This is a genomic window from Pseudomonadota bacterium, from assembly GCA_018817425.1.
In the GTDB taxonomy this organism is placed as follows: domain Bacteria; phylum Desulfobacterota; class Desulfobacteria; order Desulfobacterales; family RPRI01; genus RPRI01.
This window is the reverse complement of record JAHITX010000026.1, coordinates 17,114-32,763: the sequence shown is the minus strand read 5'-3', so window position 1 is coordinate 32,763 and position 15,650 is coordinate 17,114. Positions and strand designations below refer to the sequence as shown.

The following is a 15,650-nucleotide window of genomic DNA, read 5'->3' as shown; positions in this document are numbered from 1 at the left end:
TAAAACTGGCCTGGTTCAGCGGTCTGGATCTCTTGGGTGATAAAAAAGCCATCTTTGCCGGTGCGCGTGCTATGACCATAATAAGTGAAGGTAAGAAGATAACACTGATGGGATATTTACCAAATTTACAGAAAAAGTAAATGCAGGTAAAAGTGATACAGTAAAATATTTATTTGCGAATTGTTGCCGTTCGTTTTTCTTCAGCAACAATTCGCTGTATTGTAATAGGCTCTGAAGCAAATCAGAATTGCTGATATGATTCTATCTGATTCATAGAAATTACACCAACGCACAGTAGTTCATAAATTCGGTTATGCATTGTCATTTCAAACTTAGTGAAAAATCTTGATTGATATATGATCCCCCCTGCTGACGATATGACACCTAATTTATGAAAAAGATAAAGGAAATATCTGAAATGGAGAATAAATATGCGACTTAAAAATAAAGTAGCCATAATCACAGGGGCGGCCGGAGGCATAGGTCTGGCCATTGCCACAATGCTGTCTACAGAAGGCGCCAGTGTTGTTTTGACAGATGTGCATAAAGAAGGAGCCGAAAAAGGAGCGGAAGAGATAAATAAATCCGGCGGGAAAGCTCTGTCGATTAAAGTAGACGTAACCAGCAGTAATGAAGTTAGTGAGATGGTCGAAAAGAGCATTGCCAAATTTGGTCGAGTGGATATCCTGGTCAACTGTCACGGTCCTCAGGCCGATGATTACTCTTTTAAACGTTTTCATGAAACTGATCTGGTGTCATGGGAAACGGAAACCGATATATTATTTATAGGTACCCTTTTGTGCTGCAAAGCTGTTATCCCCAAAATGCTTGAGCAGAAAAAAGGCAGGATCATCAATATAGGATCGGATTCGGGCAAACACGGGACTGCTTATCATTCAATTTATTCAGGATGCAAGGCGGCAGTAGCAGGGTTCACAAGGGCCATTGCCCTGGAATTGGCCGCAGATGGCATTACTGTCAATTGTATTTCTCCGGGACCGGTTAATACGCCGGCACTTGCTAAGGCTATGGCTAAATTTTCGGGTATTCAGGACAAATATGTATCTGCGGTACCTTTAGGGAGGCTTGGAGAGCCAGTGGAGATAGCAGCATTGGTTGTTTTTCTTGCCTCTGAAGATGCCAATTGGATAACAGGTCAGGATTACAGTGTCAACGGAGGCCTAAGAATGTAGTAAAATGACTATTTAGATCAAAATACGCAGTCGAAGTTTTTCAGCTGCTTGCGAAATAAAATCACAGTAGTATTTAAAAATTTAAAGGAGGCCTTCATGATTAGTAACATCTTATTACCCTTGGATTTTTCAAGCTACACTGATGCTGCTCTTCAATATGCATGTTTTATCGCCAAACGTCAGGAATCCACTATTACCGGAACAGCTGTACTTATTGAGCCAGGTCTTCAGAAGTGCTTTGGCCCGGCTTATGCCAAAATGCCCAGTTGGACTGAAAAACTGGATAAGCGGGTTCTTGATGAGATTAATCAGCGCATAGCAAGTGTGCTCGATAAATTTAACAAAACCTGTGAAGCGGAAGGGGTAGCACATACCACAACTGAATTTCAGGGAACATGTACGGAACAGATCATGTTTCAAAGCATGTTTTATGATTTGTTAGTCATGGGTTTCAGGTCTTCTTATTATTTTGATAAATCGGAAAATGTTGAGATGCCCCTGGAAAAAATACTTTCCCAAACAATTACTCCTATATTTGCTGTTCCTAAAAAATATTTCCCCATAAACAATGCACTCATCGCTTTTGATGGCAGCTTGCCGGCAGCACGCGCTATGAAATGTTTTGCAAATATTTCTCGCGACAAAGAAGTTGAGTTTATTATCCTTATGTCACATCCTGAACAGGATACAGCCATGTATTATTTAAACAGAGCGAAAGAATATATGAAAACCCACGGTCACCAAAACGTTAAAACGCAATGGACTTCCAGGAACATTATAACCGAGATCAAGGAAAAATATATGGATGAGGTTGATATGTTTATCGCCGGTGCTCATTCCAAGGATACCTGGAAAAGCTTCTTTCTGGGAAGTTTGATCAAATATCTTTTGCATGAAGCGAAAAAGCCACTGTTTATTGGTCAATAACGGAACTGAAATATAGGGAGGGTATAACTATGAAAAAAGCAAGAGAAGCAATAAGCGATGTGCAACTCAGCGATGATAGAAGTCATGTGACAGAATTGCCACAGGGTCAGGATTTTTGTGAGTGGATCGGAAGTCCGGTAATGGGCGAGTCTGACGGTCATATCTTGCTTTTTGGAGCAGGCGCATGGCGTACCGGAGGTGGCAGAAAAGGAAAGTGGCGGGTTGATGATTCTTTGATGAGTCAGAATATGTTTATGAAAATACCTAAAGATAATTGGGGCAGTATACGTGATAGTGAATTTATCGCCAACCGTCTGGATCCTTCAGAATGGACAGATAGTATTCGTATTGTAGAAAAGCCGGATGAGGTAAGCTGGAATCCGGGTAACCGCCAATATATCTCACGACCACCTTATTGGGAAATGAAAGGTGAGCAGCAGGGTGTGGAATGCGACCTGACCCTGGGAGGACTTGGGAAAGCTTCCCGGGTATGGGGGCTTTATTCCGATTTGGCCGCGACAGGCAGAGCCGGTTATCACCAGTGCTGCTGGGCCGAAGGAACGATAACCGTAGATGGCAAGACATACAAACTTGAAAACGGGTTCGGCCTCCACGAAATGATGACTTTTAGTGAGGCATACGATCATTCCAAAGCAATGCGTGAACCATATTACTACATAGCAGGTTTGAACAAATCAACACAGATTTTTATTTTGAGTATGCCGGCAGGCGGACTAGGCTACGGCCGTGCTTATGTGAATGGTAAGGAGATTCCTTTCGGTCTTGGCGAAATCATTGTAAGTGAACTTGATTGGTGGACAGACCCCCAAACCCTTATGCGGGTTCCGGGCCGCTGGCATGTTAATATGAGCTCCGACAAAGGTATAGCAGATCTGGACATGGTTGCAGGCGGGAGGGTCTTTTATTGCTTTATCACACGCAGTGGCCATACCACTCGTTACGGAAATCTTGTTAAAACGAATGGCCGTATATTCCTTCCTGATGGGCAAATTATTCTTATCAAGGATATGATTACTTACGTGGAGTGGGGCAGGTTAACAATGCCTTTGGACGGGGGAACCCCATTATAAGGAGATGTCGCATGGAAGGCAAATTTCAGAACAAGGTGGCCCTGATAACCGGTGGGGCTATGGGGATTGGTCAGGCAACTGCTTTGGCTTTCGCAAGGGAACAGGCAAAGATTCTTGTTGCAGATATTATGGTAAAAGGTGGTGAAGATACTGTCCGGATGATCAAAGAGGCAGGCGGTGATGCCTATTTCATCAAGACTGATATCAGCCAGCGAAGTGATATAGAAGAGATGGTAAGGGAAACAATTGGGATATATGACCGTATTGATTATGCCTTTAATAACGTTGGGGTAGGTGTAAATTTAGCGTTAACAGCGGATTTTGCTGAAGAAAACTGGGATCATGTTATGAACATTAATCTAAAAGGAATCTGGTTGTGTATGAAATATGAAATCCCTATTATGTTAAAACAGGGAGGTGGGGTTATAGTAAATATGTCATCAGCCTCGGGATTGCACGGTACTCCATACCAGTGCGCTTATTCAGCCAGCAAACATGGGGTATTGGGACTGACAAAAACAACTGCTTTAGAGTATGCCAAGTTTGGTATTCGTGTTAACGCCGTATGCCCGGGCCCGATCCTTACTCCCGGAACTGAGGGATATTTTAACCGAGATCCGGAAGCCAAGGCAAAGCTCAATGCAACTACACCTATGGGAAGAATCGGGTTGCCGCAAGAGATTGCCGAAACGGTATTATGGCTGTGTTCTGGTGGGGCTTCATATATCACAGGTCAATCCATCGCTATAGACGGCGGAAGATCAGTAGTATAATAAGGAAGGAACAACACAAATGGCAAAAGAAAAAAAGAAGGAGAATAACAAGGCATCCCGCAGGGAGTTTTTGAAAAATGCGGGACTTTTTGCCGGCGGTATAGCAGGCAGTATGGGAATGGCCAATCTTGCCGGTGCTGCTACAGCCGTTAAAGATACTGCAAAAGAAATACTGATTCAGGGGCAAACAGTTAACGTGCCTGAACCGGTTTATGAAGTTTATAATACTGATATACTAATACTCGGTGGTGGTTTTGCTGCTGTGTCAGCTGCAATGGAGGCATTCGGCCAGGGGGCCAATCTGATGATGGTAGATAAGGGGCCATTTGGATACAGCGGCGGCTTTGGCATGAATTGGGACAATTATATCACCAGCATTACAGACGGTGATATGGCTTACAAGTTCAACTTCTGGTATTCGGAAGGTTTGTGCAATCAGAAGGCACTTAAAGCAGTTTTTAATCATATGCCGAATCACCGTATAATGGTTGATATAGCAAACCGCGGCACCACTGCTTTTGCAAGAACCAAAACCGGAAAACTATTCAAGGTGCCGATGCCGGGCCAGGAAATGGTAGAGCATGGATTCAGCAGACATGAATCCGATGAGATAAAAAGACAGGGTATAAATGTAGTTGACAAAACAATAATTACCAACCTGTTTATGCAGGACGGACAATGTATAGGCGCAATGGGCATATATTTGCCTACAGGAGCGTTTCGTGTTTTCAGAGCTAAAGCCACAATTTTAGCCACAGGTCCTTGCACATGGCATTACGGCTGGATTTCCGTCAGCCCTGTTTCTCTTGGAAGCCCTGATAATACAGGGGATCTGGATGCTATTGCTTTAAGAAACGGTGCGAGAATAACAGGCTGCGAGTTTTTTGCAAACGATCTGATAAGCATATATCCCGAAGGCCTTGCCGCAAGCTACAATGGGGGTATCGGCGCCGATGATATCAATTATGCATATATTTGCGACAAAAATGGCGACTTCTGGATGAAGAATATCCCTAAAGCGGAAATGAACAGGGGATTATTTGCACGCGAGGTTGCAAAAAAAATCCTTGAAGGAAAGGGAAGTCCCAATGGAGGCGTATATATTGACTGCCGCTCAAACAAAATACTTGATGAACTTAGAGATACTTACAAGCGCAATGTTAAGCCTTATAAGGAGTTGTTCGGAATCGATGTTCAAAAGGATCGGCTTGAAGTAGCGGTTGAATGGTACGAATCGAACGCACATCCTATAATTGATGAAAATCTTGCAACCGATATACCCGGTCTGTTCTGTCCCGTGGGTGGCGGCTTAAGAGGTGCAAAAAGCGGTGGCATAGCTTTAAATATGAGTGCATCCTCACTTGCAGCAATTAAGGCAGTTAAATACGCCGAAGATAACAAGATAAACAGCATAGACTGGCAGCCTGTATATAATGAGTTTACGCGAGTTCATGAAATCCTTGGAAGAAAAGTAAAAAATCCGATCAGGCCTCATGTGGTAAGACATGCCCTTCAAAAGGCTGCCTATAAAGGTTTAGGGCCGATACGGGATGCGGTAAGCCTTGAATCTTCAATAAAAGAAATAGAACGGATAAAAAAAGAAGATCTTCCCAGGATGGTTGTTTCTGCTAAAACAAAAACCTTCAACACTGAATGGAAAGAAGCAATTGAAAATTATAACATGATCGATCTTGTGGAATGTATGTGCAGGGCGGCATTAATGAGAACGGAAACAAGAGGCCAGCATTACAGGTCGGACTATAGCAAAAGGGATAACGATAACTGGCTGTGTAATATTACGGTTAAACTTGTAAACGGAAATTTGCAGCTTGAGAAAAAGCCGATCGTAACTTTGGACTACTCACCGGAGCAGGTTAAAAAATTCATTGACAATAAATTTACCCTATAGACTTTCAGATAATGTTTTTGGCAAGGCCAGAAGGAGCCTCTGTGAGCAAAGCGTACAATTGATAGGCTGTCGCAAGAGGGGCGACTGATATCGTAAAACATTATCTAAAAGGATATATAAAGGAGAGAAGGGATGAATGTAAAGATATTTAAATACGATCCGGCAATAGATGCTATGCCCTACTATAAGACTTATAATGTTCCCTGGAAGAAAAATATAACGGTTCTTGAAATACTTGTTTATGTCCATGAAAACCATGAAGCCATAGCATTTGATTATTCGTGCAGGGGGAGAGTATGCGGACGTTGTGCCATGATGCTTGACGGTGAACCGATGATGGCATGTTTTACTCCCATAAGCATTGACCGTGATATCGTTCTTGAGCCCTTAAAAGGATTTCCTGTAATCCGGGATTTTATCGTAGATAAGAGCAAAATACGTGAAAGGATAGCAAAGATAGAAGTAAGGGTGAGGTCAAAACCACTTGTAGAAAGCGACATCACTGCGGTAATGAACCCTGCCCTTGCCAAAAAGATAGGAAACCTGGAATGGTGTTGCAGATGCTTAAGTTGTGTTGCGGCCTGCCCGGTAATTAATGAAGACAAAGACCCTGAAAAATTTATAGGCCCTGCAGGTATTGTTGCTTCGGGATTGCGTTACTACGACCCATTTGATGAAGCAGACAGGGTCTTAGAAGCAGTTCAAAACGGCCTTTATGCCTGCATCATGTGCGGAGAATGCAATAATGTTTGCCCTGCTGCCGAAATTGACCATTTAAGCCTTTATGAAGAATTGCGAAAAGAAGCGGAAAAGAAGGGTTTGAATACTTAGGTTGAAACATTACTTATACAAGGAGAAAAGACCATGCATAAGAGAAATGTAAAGTACAGTAAAGAATTTGCAGAGTTTATTGAATATCTGGCTGCCGGGAGAAGTCTGGAGGAACAGGTGGACGACTGCTGGAAGACTGGAAACCATTCTATTCCTTCGGTTTTGCGTACTGGAGTGCTTCGGAATATAGGAGTAAAGGAACCAAATCCCAAATCAGATAACTTCATCGTCTGGAGTTGTTATGTACCTTTTTGGAGCACTAATAAATTGCGCGATACGGTTAAGATAGTAAATGCGCTTGGAATTGATTACAACTATTCGGACAAGGAAGTCTGTTGCGGTGCCCCTATGGTTCAGGATTCACGCGAAATCATAGGTATTTCAAAAGAACGCCAGAAAGAAATGGATGACCAGGCTCATAAAATGAGGCAGTTCAATGTTGATCTGGCGGAAAAGTCCGGGCAAAAAATAATGGTCTATGCCTGCCAGGTATGTGCCGCTGTTATAAAAAGGTCGTTTCCTGATGAGCCTGAACGCCATCGTTTTATTTATGATCTGATTATGGATAAGATGGAAAACACAGATCTCAAAGTTGAGCCGACAACAATCGGTTTTTTTGAAGGATGTCACAAGTTTTATCCTCACAACAGCAACCTTGATTGGAAAAGATATCGTAAAGTGTTGGGCACTGTAAAAGGCATGGAAATAGTGGATCTGCCCAGAAAGATCTGCTGCAAACAGGATGCCGATGCTATTTTGGAAAATGCCGAAAAAAATAATTTAACCCGGATTGTAGCTCCCGACGGTGATTGCCATTACTTCTTAAGATCTGCTGCGACAAAGAGAGGTGGTAAAATAGAGATTAAAAATCTTCCTGAAGTATTAATTCCGGTGCTTGGACTATAGAATAAGACATCCTGTTAAGAGGAGAATTCGATTGTCTAATCAAAATATCCAAACAGAAGAAAGTGCCAAAAAACGGCTCATAAAACCGGCATTTGTGCCGCCGGTACATGTGCCCTTATCTAAAGGTGTTATCATTGTAGATGAAGAACACTGTACTTGCTGCATGCATTGCGTGCATGCCTGTTCTCTGACCAATGAAGGGGTTTGTTCACACGAGCTGGCCAGAATACAGCTTGCGGAATCTACGAATTATATCTTTGATAATTCAGCCAAACCTTGCCTGCAATGCGTTGATCCACAATGCCTGCGCTACTGTCCGACGGGCGCCATCAAAGTGGATGCCGTAACCGGCGCCAGAATCATTGAGAATAAGCTCTGCATAGGCTGCCAGAATTGCATAGAGAAATGCCCTCATGACCCTCCGCGTATCAGGTTTAATAAGGCAAACAAGAAAGCCGTCAAATGTGACCTCTGTGGCGGAGACCCCGCCTGCGTTAAGGCATGCTCTCACGGAGCACTTACCTATTTCACTGATCCGAACGGTGTTCAAACCGGATACATACAGCCGAAAGGGAGTGTTTAACAATGGCGGAACAATATGGTTACGCGGGTAAAATTTTACGGGTAGATTTAACTGATAAAATAATAACCGAGATTCCCAGTGCAAACTATCTGCCCAAATATGTCGGAGGAAGAGGCCTGGCATCCAGGATTTACTGGGATGAGATAACACCGGAAATCGGCGCCTTAGACCCGGAAAACAGACTAATATTTGCCACAGGAGCACTCACTGCAACAGGTGCAGCCTATGCCGCACCGAGCGTATGCGTTGCCAAAGCTCCTTGTATATATCCTGTAAGCACTATTTACCCATCTATCGCTTTAGGACGTTGGGGATACGAGATAAAATTTGCCGGATATGATGCCATTATCGTGCAGGGTAAGGCCGAAAAACCTGTTTATCTCTGGATAAGAGACGGGCATGTGGAAATACGGGATGCCGCATCGCTTTGGGGGAAGACGACAAGCCAAACCCGTATGAAGTTAATGCAGATGCATGGCAAAAACGTACAAGCTGCATGCATCGGGCCGGCCGGGGAAAATCTGGTTATCCAATCCATCATCGCTGTTGATAGCAATACCGCTTTCGCCCACGGCGGTTTTGGGGCAGTCATGGGCTCCAAAAATCTCAAGGCTATCGCAATCAGAGGAACAGGCAGCATTAAGGTGGCCAATCCTGAAAGAATTCTGGAAGTAAACGAACATATGAGAAAAGTGGCTATGTTATTGCCCGGTGAAACGAGATCCGTCGGCGGAAAAACCATCACAGGCAAACATCGGCCGCCGGTTCCATACTTCTGGCAGTATATGTGGCCGAAGGGAACCAAAATGGGCCGGGAACAGGAACTCGGTTTTGTAAAAATGAGTCCGTCAGGCTGTCCCGGTTGCAACACCATCTGTAAGACTAAAGTCCGGCTTGCAGATAATGCCGTGCACAGTGGTTCGTTTGAGTGTGGAGAGTCCCTGCTGTGGGCCGGACAAGAACAGGAATACTATGGCGGACGTCCGGCGGGCAGAGTCCTTTATGAATTCGCCATACTCACTGACGATTTAGGTATAGATTCTTCTCTTGTCAGTTCTATGGCCTGGATGGGATTTCCGGTGGACTTTGGCCCTGAAGCTCCTGGAGGAGGATCGATCATGCACCTCGATATGCTGCGGGAAGCTCATAAAAGAGGAATTCTGACCGAAGAGAATACCGGCTTGCCCTGGTCAAAATACGGAAGCCGGGAGTTCTTAAGAGAATACACTTATAAAATAGCCTATAGAGAGGGCTTCGGAGATGTGATCGCCAAAGGCCCTGCCCTTTCGACAAAACACATTATGGAGCATGAAGAGTTTGGTCTCAGACGCCGGGAAATGGAATATTTATATCAAAAAACTTACACGAAGGCCGGCCAATTCGGCGGTATGCGCCGGCACGCCATTGTGTGGGGTAAAGGCGTGGGGGATTGTGCAGTCAGTCCCATGTGCACCCTCTTTGCTCTGCATAGCATAAAAAGAGGAAAAGAGCTTGAGGTAATGAACAATGCAAGAGCCGATTCCGCATGGCTTAACAAATGGTACGGTACAGACAAAATTAAGGATACCGCCTATTGGGGAGAAGACGTAGCTAAAGCAGTAATCATTCATGATTATTATCATATGGAAGGCGACTGTGCCTCTGTTTGTTCTTTTAATTCGGAGCTGACTTTAATGCGAGGGTTAGCGCTGGAAGAGGAACTTGCGTGGGGCAGCGTGCACGGAACACCTGAGCAATGGAGTGCGGTATTTGGAGAAGACGTCACGCAAGAGTATTTAATGAAGCAATACGAGAGGCTGGTAAATCTGGAGAGAGCAATATGGATCAGAGACGGCTATTTAGAGGGTGCCGTTGATGCTTTTCACGATGTCATTTATCAGGAAAAAAGCAAAGCTGGCGATGTGCTCTTTCCCAGGGAAAAGCTGGAGAATCTTCTTTCGGTTTATTATAAGCTCAGAGGATGGAAGGATGGAGTCCCCACACGAGCTAAGCTTGAAGAGCTGGGCTTGAAAGATGTGGCTGATGAATTAGAAAGTATGGGAAAACTTCCTCCATCAAACGCCTCAACAGGATAAAATAAAAATAGATGTAACTACTCAGGTTTAAGGGTTCAAGGTTCAGGGTTCACGGTTCACGGTTAGAGAGCGATTAGAATTGAATATTTTGAAGACCTCAAGGCAATCAACCTTGAACTGTGAACCCAGAACCTTGAACCCAGAACCAAACAACCTGAGTACTTACAAAAGATTAACAAACCAACAATAATTAATAGGAAGGTAAAGCGATGAAAGAACAGAAAAAAGCTACAAGTAATGTTAAGACTGCAGATGAAATGAATCATATGATAGAACTGCCCAAAGAGCATTTGGTAGAGCACTTCCAGGATCATATCGCATTTCTTATTATGGGTAAATGTGAGGATAAAGACATCTTCATGGCTATAGGTATGTATCATGTCGGGGGAAATGTCTGGGGAATTGATGACGGTATTGTGCAGCAGACGAATCTGATTATAGCTCCAAGCGACCTTCGCACGATATCAAATAACGAATTTGTAGGCAACCGCATTGGACCGACGGTTGAATCCGCAAACTTTCAGGTGGTTGAGGAATCCAACCGTGTAATCTGGAAAACCGGCAACCGCCAGATTACATGTCGTCTACCCTACTGGGAGTTAAAGGGAGAGCACATGGGTGTTGACCTTGACTTAACGATTGGCGGTATCGGCGATTGTATTCCATATCATGGCCCATGGGCTGACCTTGCCGCTAAAGGTTTGGCCGGTAATGAACATCTTTGCTGGGCATCGGGCAGCTTCACCTACCAGGGTAAGAAATATACCCTCGATGAGGGCTGGGCAGTCCGCGAGCGAACCTGCCTGGGTAAGGGTTGGGATGTATTAACACTGTTGGGCCACTCCACAGGTTATATTTGGGGATGGTGCTTTAGTGAATCCGTAAAAGTATTCTGCTTTGCTGAGCCTGAGGTAAACCGTTATGTGGGGCGTGTCTGGAGTGGTGATCAGGTCCTCAGTTATGGTCCCGGCCAAATCACAGTTGAGCCATTGGAGAGGTGGAAAGATCCGATGACTGATGTGACGATTCCCATTAAATGGAAGATCAAAATGGAATCTGATGACGCAAATGTTGAGATGAATGTGGCTACGTGGTCCAGGGCACTATACGGCTTTCATTTGGCCAAGGGCTATACTACACACTACTGCGTGCTTGGCAGAACCAACGGCAGTGTAGTCTTCTCCGATGGACGCATTGTTCCAATGGATGATTGCCAGACCTACTTTGAAACAGCCAAAGCAACAATCCTTCCGAAGGGATAAACCGGTATAAGTGGTAAGTTAATTAATCTATATTAACAATATAAAGCAACTTAAATATCGAATATCGAACAAAGAATAATGAATATTGAAGGAAGAAAAGCTATTATCATTAGTGGCAACGTATAAAATGTAGCCCTGCGATAACAGCCCTCTTTACTTCTTTTATAAGCGGTATGCAAAAGCTGGTTCCCCCTTAATAAAGGGGGGCAGGGGGTTGTCTTTACGCCAGCTTTTCATAATTCTAAATTCCTTGTTCAATATTCTACATTCATTTCCTTTTATTAAACTTGACAAAAATACATAGTACTTATGCCCGTCTGCACACAGCCCCTTATGCTGGAAAAGTGAGGTTATGGAAAATTCTTTTGGATATACCGGAAAAATTCTTAGAGTTGATCTTTCTACAGGAAGTATTTCTCATGTTGATACGGCAAATTATGCCTCTGAATTTCTTGGAGGCCGGGGCCTTGCGTCCAAAATATATTGGGATGAAGTACCTCCTGAAACCACAGCTTTTGATGCCCAAAACAGGATCATATTTGCTACCGGTCCTATGGCCGGAGTCCGCATGATCGGAGGTTCCCGGTGGGCAGTATGTGCAAAAACATCTAAAACCACTCCTGATCATTACAACTATTGCAATCTGGGCGGAACATGGGGCGCCGAATTGAAATTTGCCGGCTATGATGCCCTTGTAGTCCAGGGTGTTTCAGAAAAACCCGTATATCTTCTGATTAAGGATAATACGGTTGAATTGAGGGATGCAGCAGTCTTGTGGGGGAAGGGTTCGGTTGAAACCCGGAAAATACTGAAGAATGATCTGGGAAAATCATTTAAGGTCGTGGCTATTGGCCCGGCCGGTGAGAACATGGTGACGATAGCCTCCATACACGCTGATAATGATGCAAGCGGTTCAGCAGGCATGGGTGCTGTTTTGGGCTCAAAGAAATTAAAGGCTGTGGTAGTAAATGCTTCCGAAAGAAGTGTTAATGTCGCCCAACCGGAACGGATAAAGGAGATGGGCAAATATCTCCAGGGATTATGGCTATTTCCTTCCAAAATAGAAACGCCTTATTTGGTCCACATGAAGCCTGTGCCTGATATTTTTCCGAAGCTGAAAAAAAGTCCCTGCTATGGTTGCCCCGGCTGCGTCAGAAAATCATATGAAGCTGATAATGGAAAAAAAGGGAAGTTTTTTTGCCACTCTGCCATGTTTTACCAACCAAGGGCGATGAAGTATTATGGAAAATGGAATGATGCAAGTTTTCATGCAACACGGATGTTAGATGAATACGGGATTGAATCCCATGGGATTGATTATATATTAAACTGGATGGAAAGATGTTATGAGGCCGGGATTCTGAATGATAACAACACCGGCCTTAAACTGTCGGATATAGGAAGTCTTGAGTTTTTGGAGACTCTTTTGGATAAAATTTCAAACCTTGAAGGTTTTGGAGGCCTGCTGGCGCAGGGCTTGGATAAGGCTGCCGAATATTTCGGTCCTGAATCAGCAGACAAAGCAAAACAATGCACCTATCTTTCCTCAAAATGCAAGACTTTTTACGGTCCCAGACTCTATATTACAACATCCCTTTTTTATGCTATGGAGCCGAGACTTCCCATTCAGCATCTGCACGAGATATCGATTCGTGTCTCAAAGTGGCTGGCCTGGAATCAGGGTATCAAAGGAGCATATTTTTCATCAAAAGTATTTCGCGCTATTGCAAAAAGATTTTGGGGAAGCGAGATAGCTGCCGATTTTTCCACTTATGAGGGCAAAGCCTTGGCAGCCAGGAAAATCCAGGACAGGCAGTATGTTAAAGACAGCCTTGCCCTCTGTGACTTGTTATACCCCGTTATGGATCTGCCATCTACAGAAGATCATGTAGGTGATCCCGGTCTGGAATGCCGGCTTCTTTCTTTGGTTACAGGTGACCAAATAGACGAACAAGGTCTTAACAAAATTGGCGAGAGGCTCTTTAATCTACAGCGCGCTATACTGGTTCGTGAGGGGCATCGGGGAAGAGAGGATGACATTGTGGAAGATTATTACTTTACTGTGCCGCTGGAATCTGACCACGTAAACCCTGAGTGTCTTGTACCAGGTAAAGACGGGGTGACAATGTCACGAAAAGGTGAGGTGCTTGATAAAAAAGCGTTTGAAGGCATGAAAGACGAATTCTACAGCCATAGGAACTGGAATGTGGCTACTGGATTGCAGACCCGCGAAGCGCTTGAGGATTTGGACTTACATGATGTCGCCAGAGATTTGGAACAAAGGTGCATGTTAGGTTAGGATTTGAAGTCTTTTTAGTATCAGAAGTTAAGGCTTAATGAGGTGGTCAAGGTCATATGATACGCCCAATTTACCGGAAAAGGAGTAAAGTGTGAAACTAAAGGAGCGAAACATAACAAACTTAGTTTGGCACAGGCGTTAACAAATAAATATCGCTTTATAGTATTGAGTTGTATTTTCAGCAATAAATACAAATTTAAAGAGCCAGTTTCAAAACGCCCCATTTTGGCCGATCTCTGCGTTGGGCTCAAATTTCAATCCTCGAAATACTAAATGTATTCCTGTGGTTGAAATTTTCGCCCGCCTTGAGCTTGACCAAACTGAAACGTTTTGAAATTAGCTCTAAAGATAGAAAAACACAATTTAAAGAAAGGACATATATAGTGAAGAAGAGGAACATCAAGTATACTGAAAATTTTCAAGGTTTATTATCCTATCTGTCAGCCGGCAGGACACTCGAAAAACAGCTGGAATGTATTGAAGAAACTGGCAATCATGCACCTGCGTGGCTGTTAAGAGCGGGATTGCTAAGAGCCTTGGGAGTTCCTGCGCCTAAAGAGAAAGCAGAAAATTTTTTAACATTCGGTTGCTATGTCCCGTTCTGGAGTCCGGCAAAGCTGCGCGATACGCTCAAGCTTTTGGATCTACTTGAAATCGAATATAATTATTCACCCGAAAAAGAAGTCTGTTGCGGTGCCCTTTCCTTTGAGGACAGCATCGAACTTGTGGAGGTCTCAGAAGAACAAAGGGAAAAAGTACAATCAAAATGCAAAGAATTTATGCAAAAAAACTGGGACTTGGGAAAAGAGTCGGGTGCGAAAAATATGGTATACGTATGTCATGCATGCGCCGCTTTGGTGAAAAACACATTTCCTGAAGACACAGGCACCCACCGATGGGTATATGACGCCATGATGGACAAGTTGGAAGAAAAATATCTTGAAATGGCCCCTGCAAAAATGGGGTATTTCGAAGGATGCCACAAGTATTTTCCCTTTATGGGCAATCTTGATTGGCCACGATATCATAAGGTGCTGGATAGCATAAAAGGCTTGACACTCGTGGACCTGGATAACCGTTATTGTTGTAAACGACAGCCTGAAAAGATTTTAGAAGATGCCGAAAAAAAGAATTTGAACACCATTTTAGTTCCTTGCGGCGACGGCATTCACTTGCTGAAGCAAGCATCCCAGGGGAAAATGGAGATTAAAAGTTTAGCGGAATTATTATTGCAGGTATTGGGGGAGTAACACATACTTCACAAACGAATACGCGCGGTATAATATATGTCAGAATAAGATTTCTGATTACTAAACCGATATCTGCGATTGATCAAAGACTACCAATATAGGAGGTTTGTAGTGGCAGACAATCATGATAAGAAACACATACCAAGACGAACTCATCATCATTTGCCTGTCAAGGTACCGCTTTCTAAAGGAGTACTGCTTGTCAACGAAAGACTTTGCACCGGATGCATGATCTGCATGTATACTTGCACACTAAATAAGGATGGTGTTGCAGCTCCTGAGATAGCAAGGATACAGTTGAATGCCTATAGTCATCATATATTCGATATTGCAGCTCAGCTATGCCTGCAATGTGTTCAGCCGGAATGTCTGCGTTATTGCCCGCAAGGAGCCATACATATCGACGAAGGTTGGTGGCCTGAACACTTTATTGAGGGTCATCTCAATGAGTTAACGCACGACAGGATTAACCCGGAATAAGTGGCTATTTTCGAGCCGAATGCAGCATTTTGTGACGTTTTTGTGGAAGTGGAAAAAGATTAATTGTTCTG

13 protein-coding genes are annotated in these 15,650 nt (G+C 43.7%); all 13 read left to right on the top strand.

All coding sequences use genetic code 11. The features are described 5' to 3' along the window. Positions 1–431: 431 nt before the first annotated feature. The 13 genes from KKC46_06165 to KKC46_06105 all read left to right on the top strand — a co-directional run bounded on the left by KKC46_06165 (position 432) and on the right by KKC46_06105 (position 15,579). Entirely contained in the window at positions 432–1,193 is a 762-nt protein-coding gene (locus KKC46_06165; protein MBU1053400.1) for a 3-oxoacyl-ACP reductase FabG, read from the top strand. A 96-nt stretch (positions 1,194–1,289) separates the two neighbouring features. After that, positions 1,290–2,120: a universal stress protein gene (locus KKC46_06160; GenBank protein MBU1053399.1), complete on the top strand. Its 831-nt coding sequence runs from the start codon at positions 1,290–1,292 to the stop codon at positions 2,118–2,120. Positions 2,121–2,149: 29 nt separating this feature from the next. Continuing rightward, the gene (locus tag KKC46_06155) at positions 2,150–3,211 is read left to right on the top strand and encodes a hypothetical protein (GenBank protein ID MBU1053398.1); all 1,062 of its coding nucleotides are present in this window, start codon (positions 2,150–2,152) and stop codon (positions 3,209–3,211) included. Between the two features lie 11 nt (positions 3,212–3,222). Further along, complete coding sequence (locus tag KKC46_06150; protein ID MBU1053397.1) at positions 3,223–3,984, top strand: SDR family oxidoreductase; 762 nt, start codon at positions 3,223–3,225, stop codon at positions 3,982–3,984. A gap of 19 nt (positions 3,985–4,003) precedes the next feature. Further along, positions 4,004–5,893, top strand: coding sequence for an FAD-binding protein (locus tag KKC46_06145; GenBank protein MBU1053396.1), 1,890 nt, complete (start codon positions 4,004–4,006; stop codon positions 5,891–5,893). A gap of 132 nt (positions 5,894–6,025) precedes the next feature. Beyond that, entirely contained in the window at positions 6,026–6,724 is a 699-nt protein-coding gene (locus tag KKC46_06140; protein ID MBU1053395.1) for a 4Fe-4S dicluster domain-containing protein, read from the top strand. 33 nt (positions 6,725–6,757) lie between these two features. Further along, positions 6,758–7,630: a (Fe-S)-binding protein gene (locus tag KKC46_06135; GenBank protein MBU1053394.1), complete on the top strand. Its 873-nt coding sequence runs from the start codon at positions 6,758–6,760 to the stop codon at positions 7,628–7,630. A gap of 31 nt (positions 7,631–7,661) precedes the next feature. Continuing rightward, complete coding sequence (locus KKC46_06130) at positions 7,662–8,213, top strand: 4Fe-4S dicluster domain-containing protein (protein MBU1053393.1); 552 nt, start codon at positions 7,662–7,664, stop codon at positions 8,211–8,213. 2 nt (positions 8,214–8,215) lie between these two features. Continuing rightward, positions 8,216–10,288, top strand: a complete 2,073-nt coding sequence (locus tag KKC46_06125) for a hypothetical protein (protein MBU1053392.1) — start codon at positions 8,216–8,218, stop codon at positions 10,286–10,288. Positions 10,289–10,617: 329 nt separating this feature from the next. After that, on the top strand, positions 10,618–11,550 hold the full coding sequence (locus KKC46_06120; protein ID MBU1053391.1) for a lipocalin family protein: 933 nt from the start codon (positions 10,618–10,620) through the stop codon (positions 11,548–11,550). A gap of 352 nt (positions 11,551–11,902) precedes the next feature. Next, complete coding sequence (locus KKC46_06115) at positions 11,903–13,849, top strand: hypothetical protein (GenBank protein ID MBU1053390.1); 1,947 nt, start codon at positions 11,903–11,905, stop codon at positions 13,847–13,849. A 383-nt stretch (positions 13,850–14,232) separates the two neighbouring features. Then, positions 14,233–15,099, top strand: coding sequence for a (Fe-S)-binding protein (locus KKC46_06110; GenBank protein ID MBU1053389.1), 867 nt, complete (start codon positions 14,233–14,235; stop codon positions 15,097–15,099). Positions 15,100–15,210: 111 nt separating this feature from the next. Continuing rightward, positions 15,211–15,579, top strand: a complete 369-nt coding sequence (locus KKC46_06105) for a hypothetical protein (GenBank protein ID MBU1053388.1) — start codon at positions 15,211–15,213, stop codon at positions 15,577–15,579. The last annotated feature ends 71 nt before the right edge of the window (positions 15,580–15,650 follow it).

Bases quoted from the DNA above. Each gene is read 5' to 3' on its own strand.
- KKC46_06165 (MBU1053400.1), top strand. From the start codon at position 432: ATGCGACTTAAAAATAAAGTAGCCATAATCACAGGGGCGGCCGGAGGC.
- KKC46_06160 (MBU1053399.1), top strand. From the start codon at position 1,290: ATGATTAGTAACATCTTATTACCCTTGGATTTTTCAAGCTACACTGAT.
- KKC46_06155 (MBU1053398.1), top strand. From the start codon at position 2,150: ATGAAAAAAGCAAGAGAAGCAATAAGCGATGTGCAACTCAGCGATGAT.
- KKC46_06150 (MBU1053397.1), top strand. From the start codon at position 3,223: ATGGAAGGCAAATTTCAGAACAAGGTGGCCCTGATAACCGGTGGGGCT.
- KKC46_06145 (MBU1053396.1), top strand. From the start codon at position 4,004: ATGGCAAAAGAAAAAAAGAAGGAGAATAACAAGGCATCCCGCAGGGAG.
- KKC46_06140 (MBU1053395.1), top strand. From the start codon at position 6,026: ATGAATGTAAAGATATTTAAATACGATCCGGCAATAGATGCTATGCCC.
- KKC46_06135 (MBU1053394.1), top strand. From the start codon at position 6,758: ATGCATAAGAGAAATGTAAAGTACAGTAAAGAATTTGCAGAGTTTATT.
- KKC46_06125 (MBU1053392.1), top strand. From the start codon at position 8,216: ATGGCGGAACAATATGGTTACGCGGGTAAAATTTTACGGGTAGATTTA.
- KKC46_06120 (MBU1053391.1), top strand. From the start codon at position 10,618: ATGGGTAAATGTGAGGATAAAGACATCTTCATGGCTATAGGTATGTAT.
- KKC46_06115 (MBU1053390.1), top strand. From the start codon at position 11,903: ATGGAAAATTCTTTTGGATATACCGGAAAAATTCTTAGAGTTGATCTT.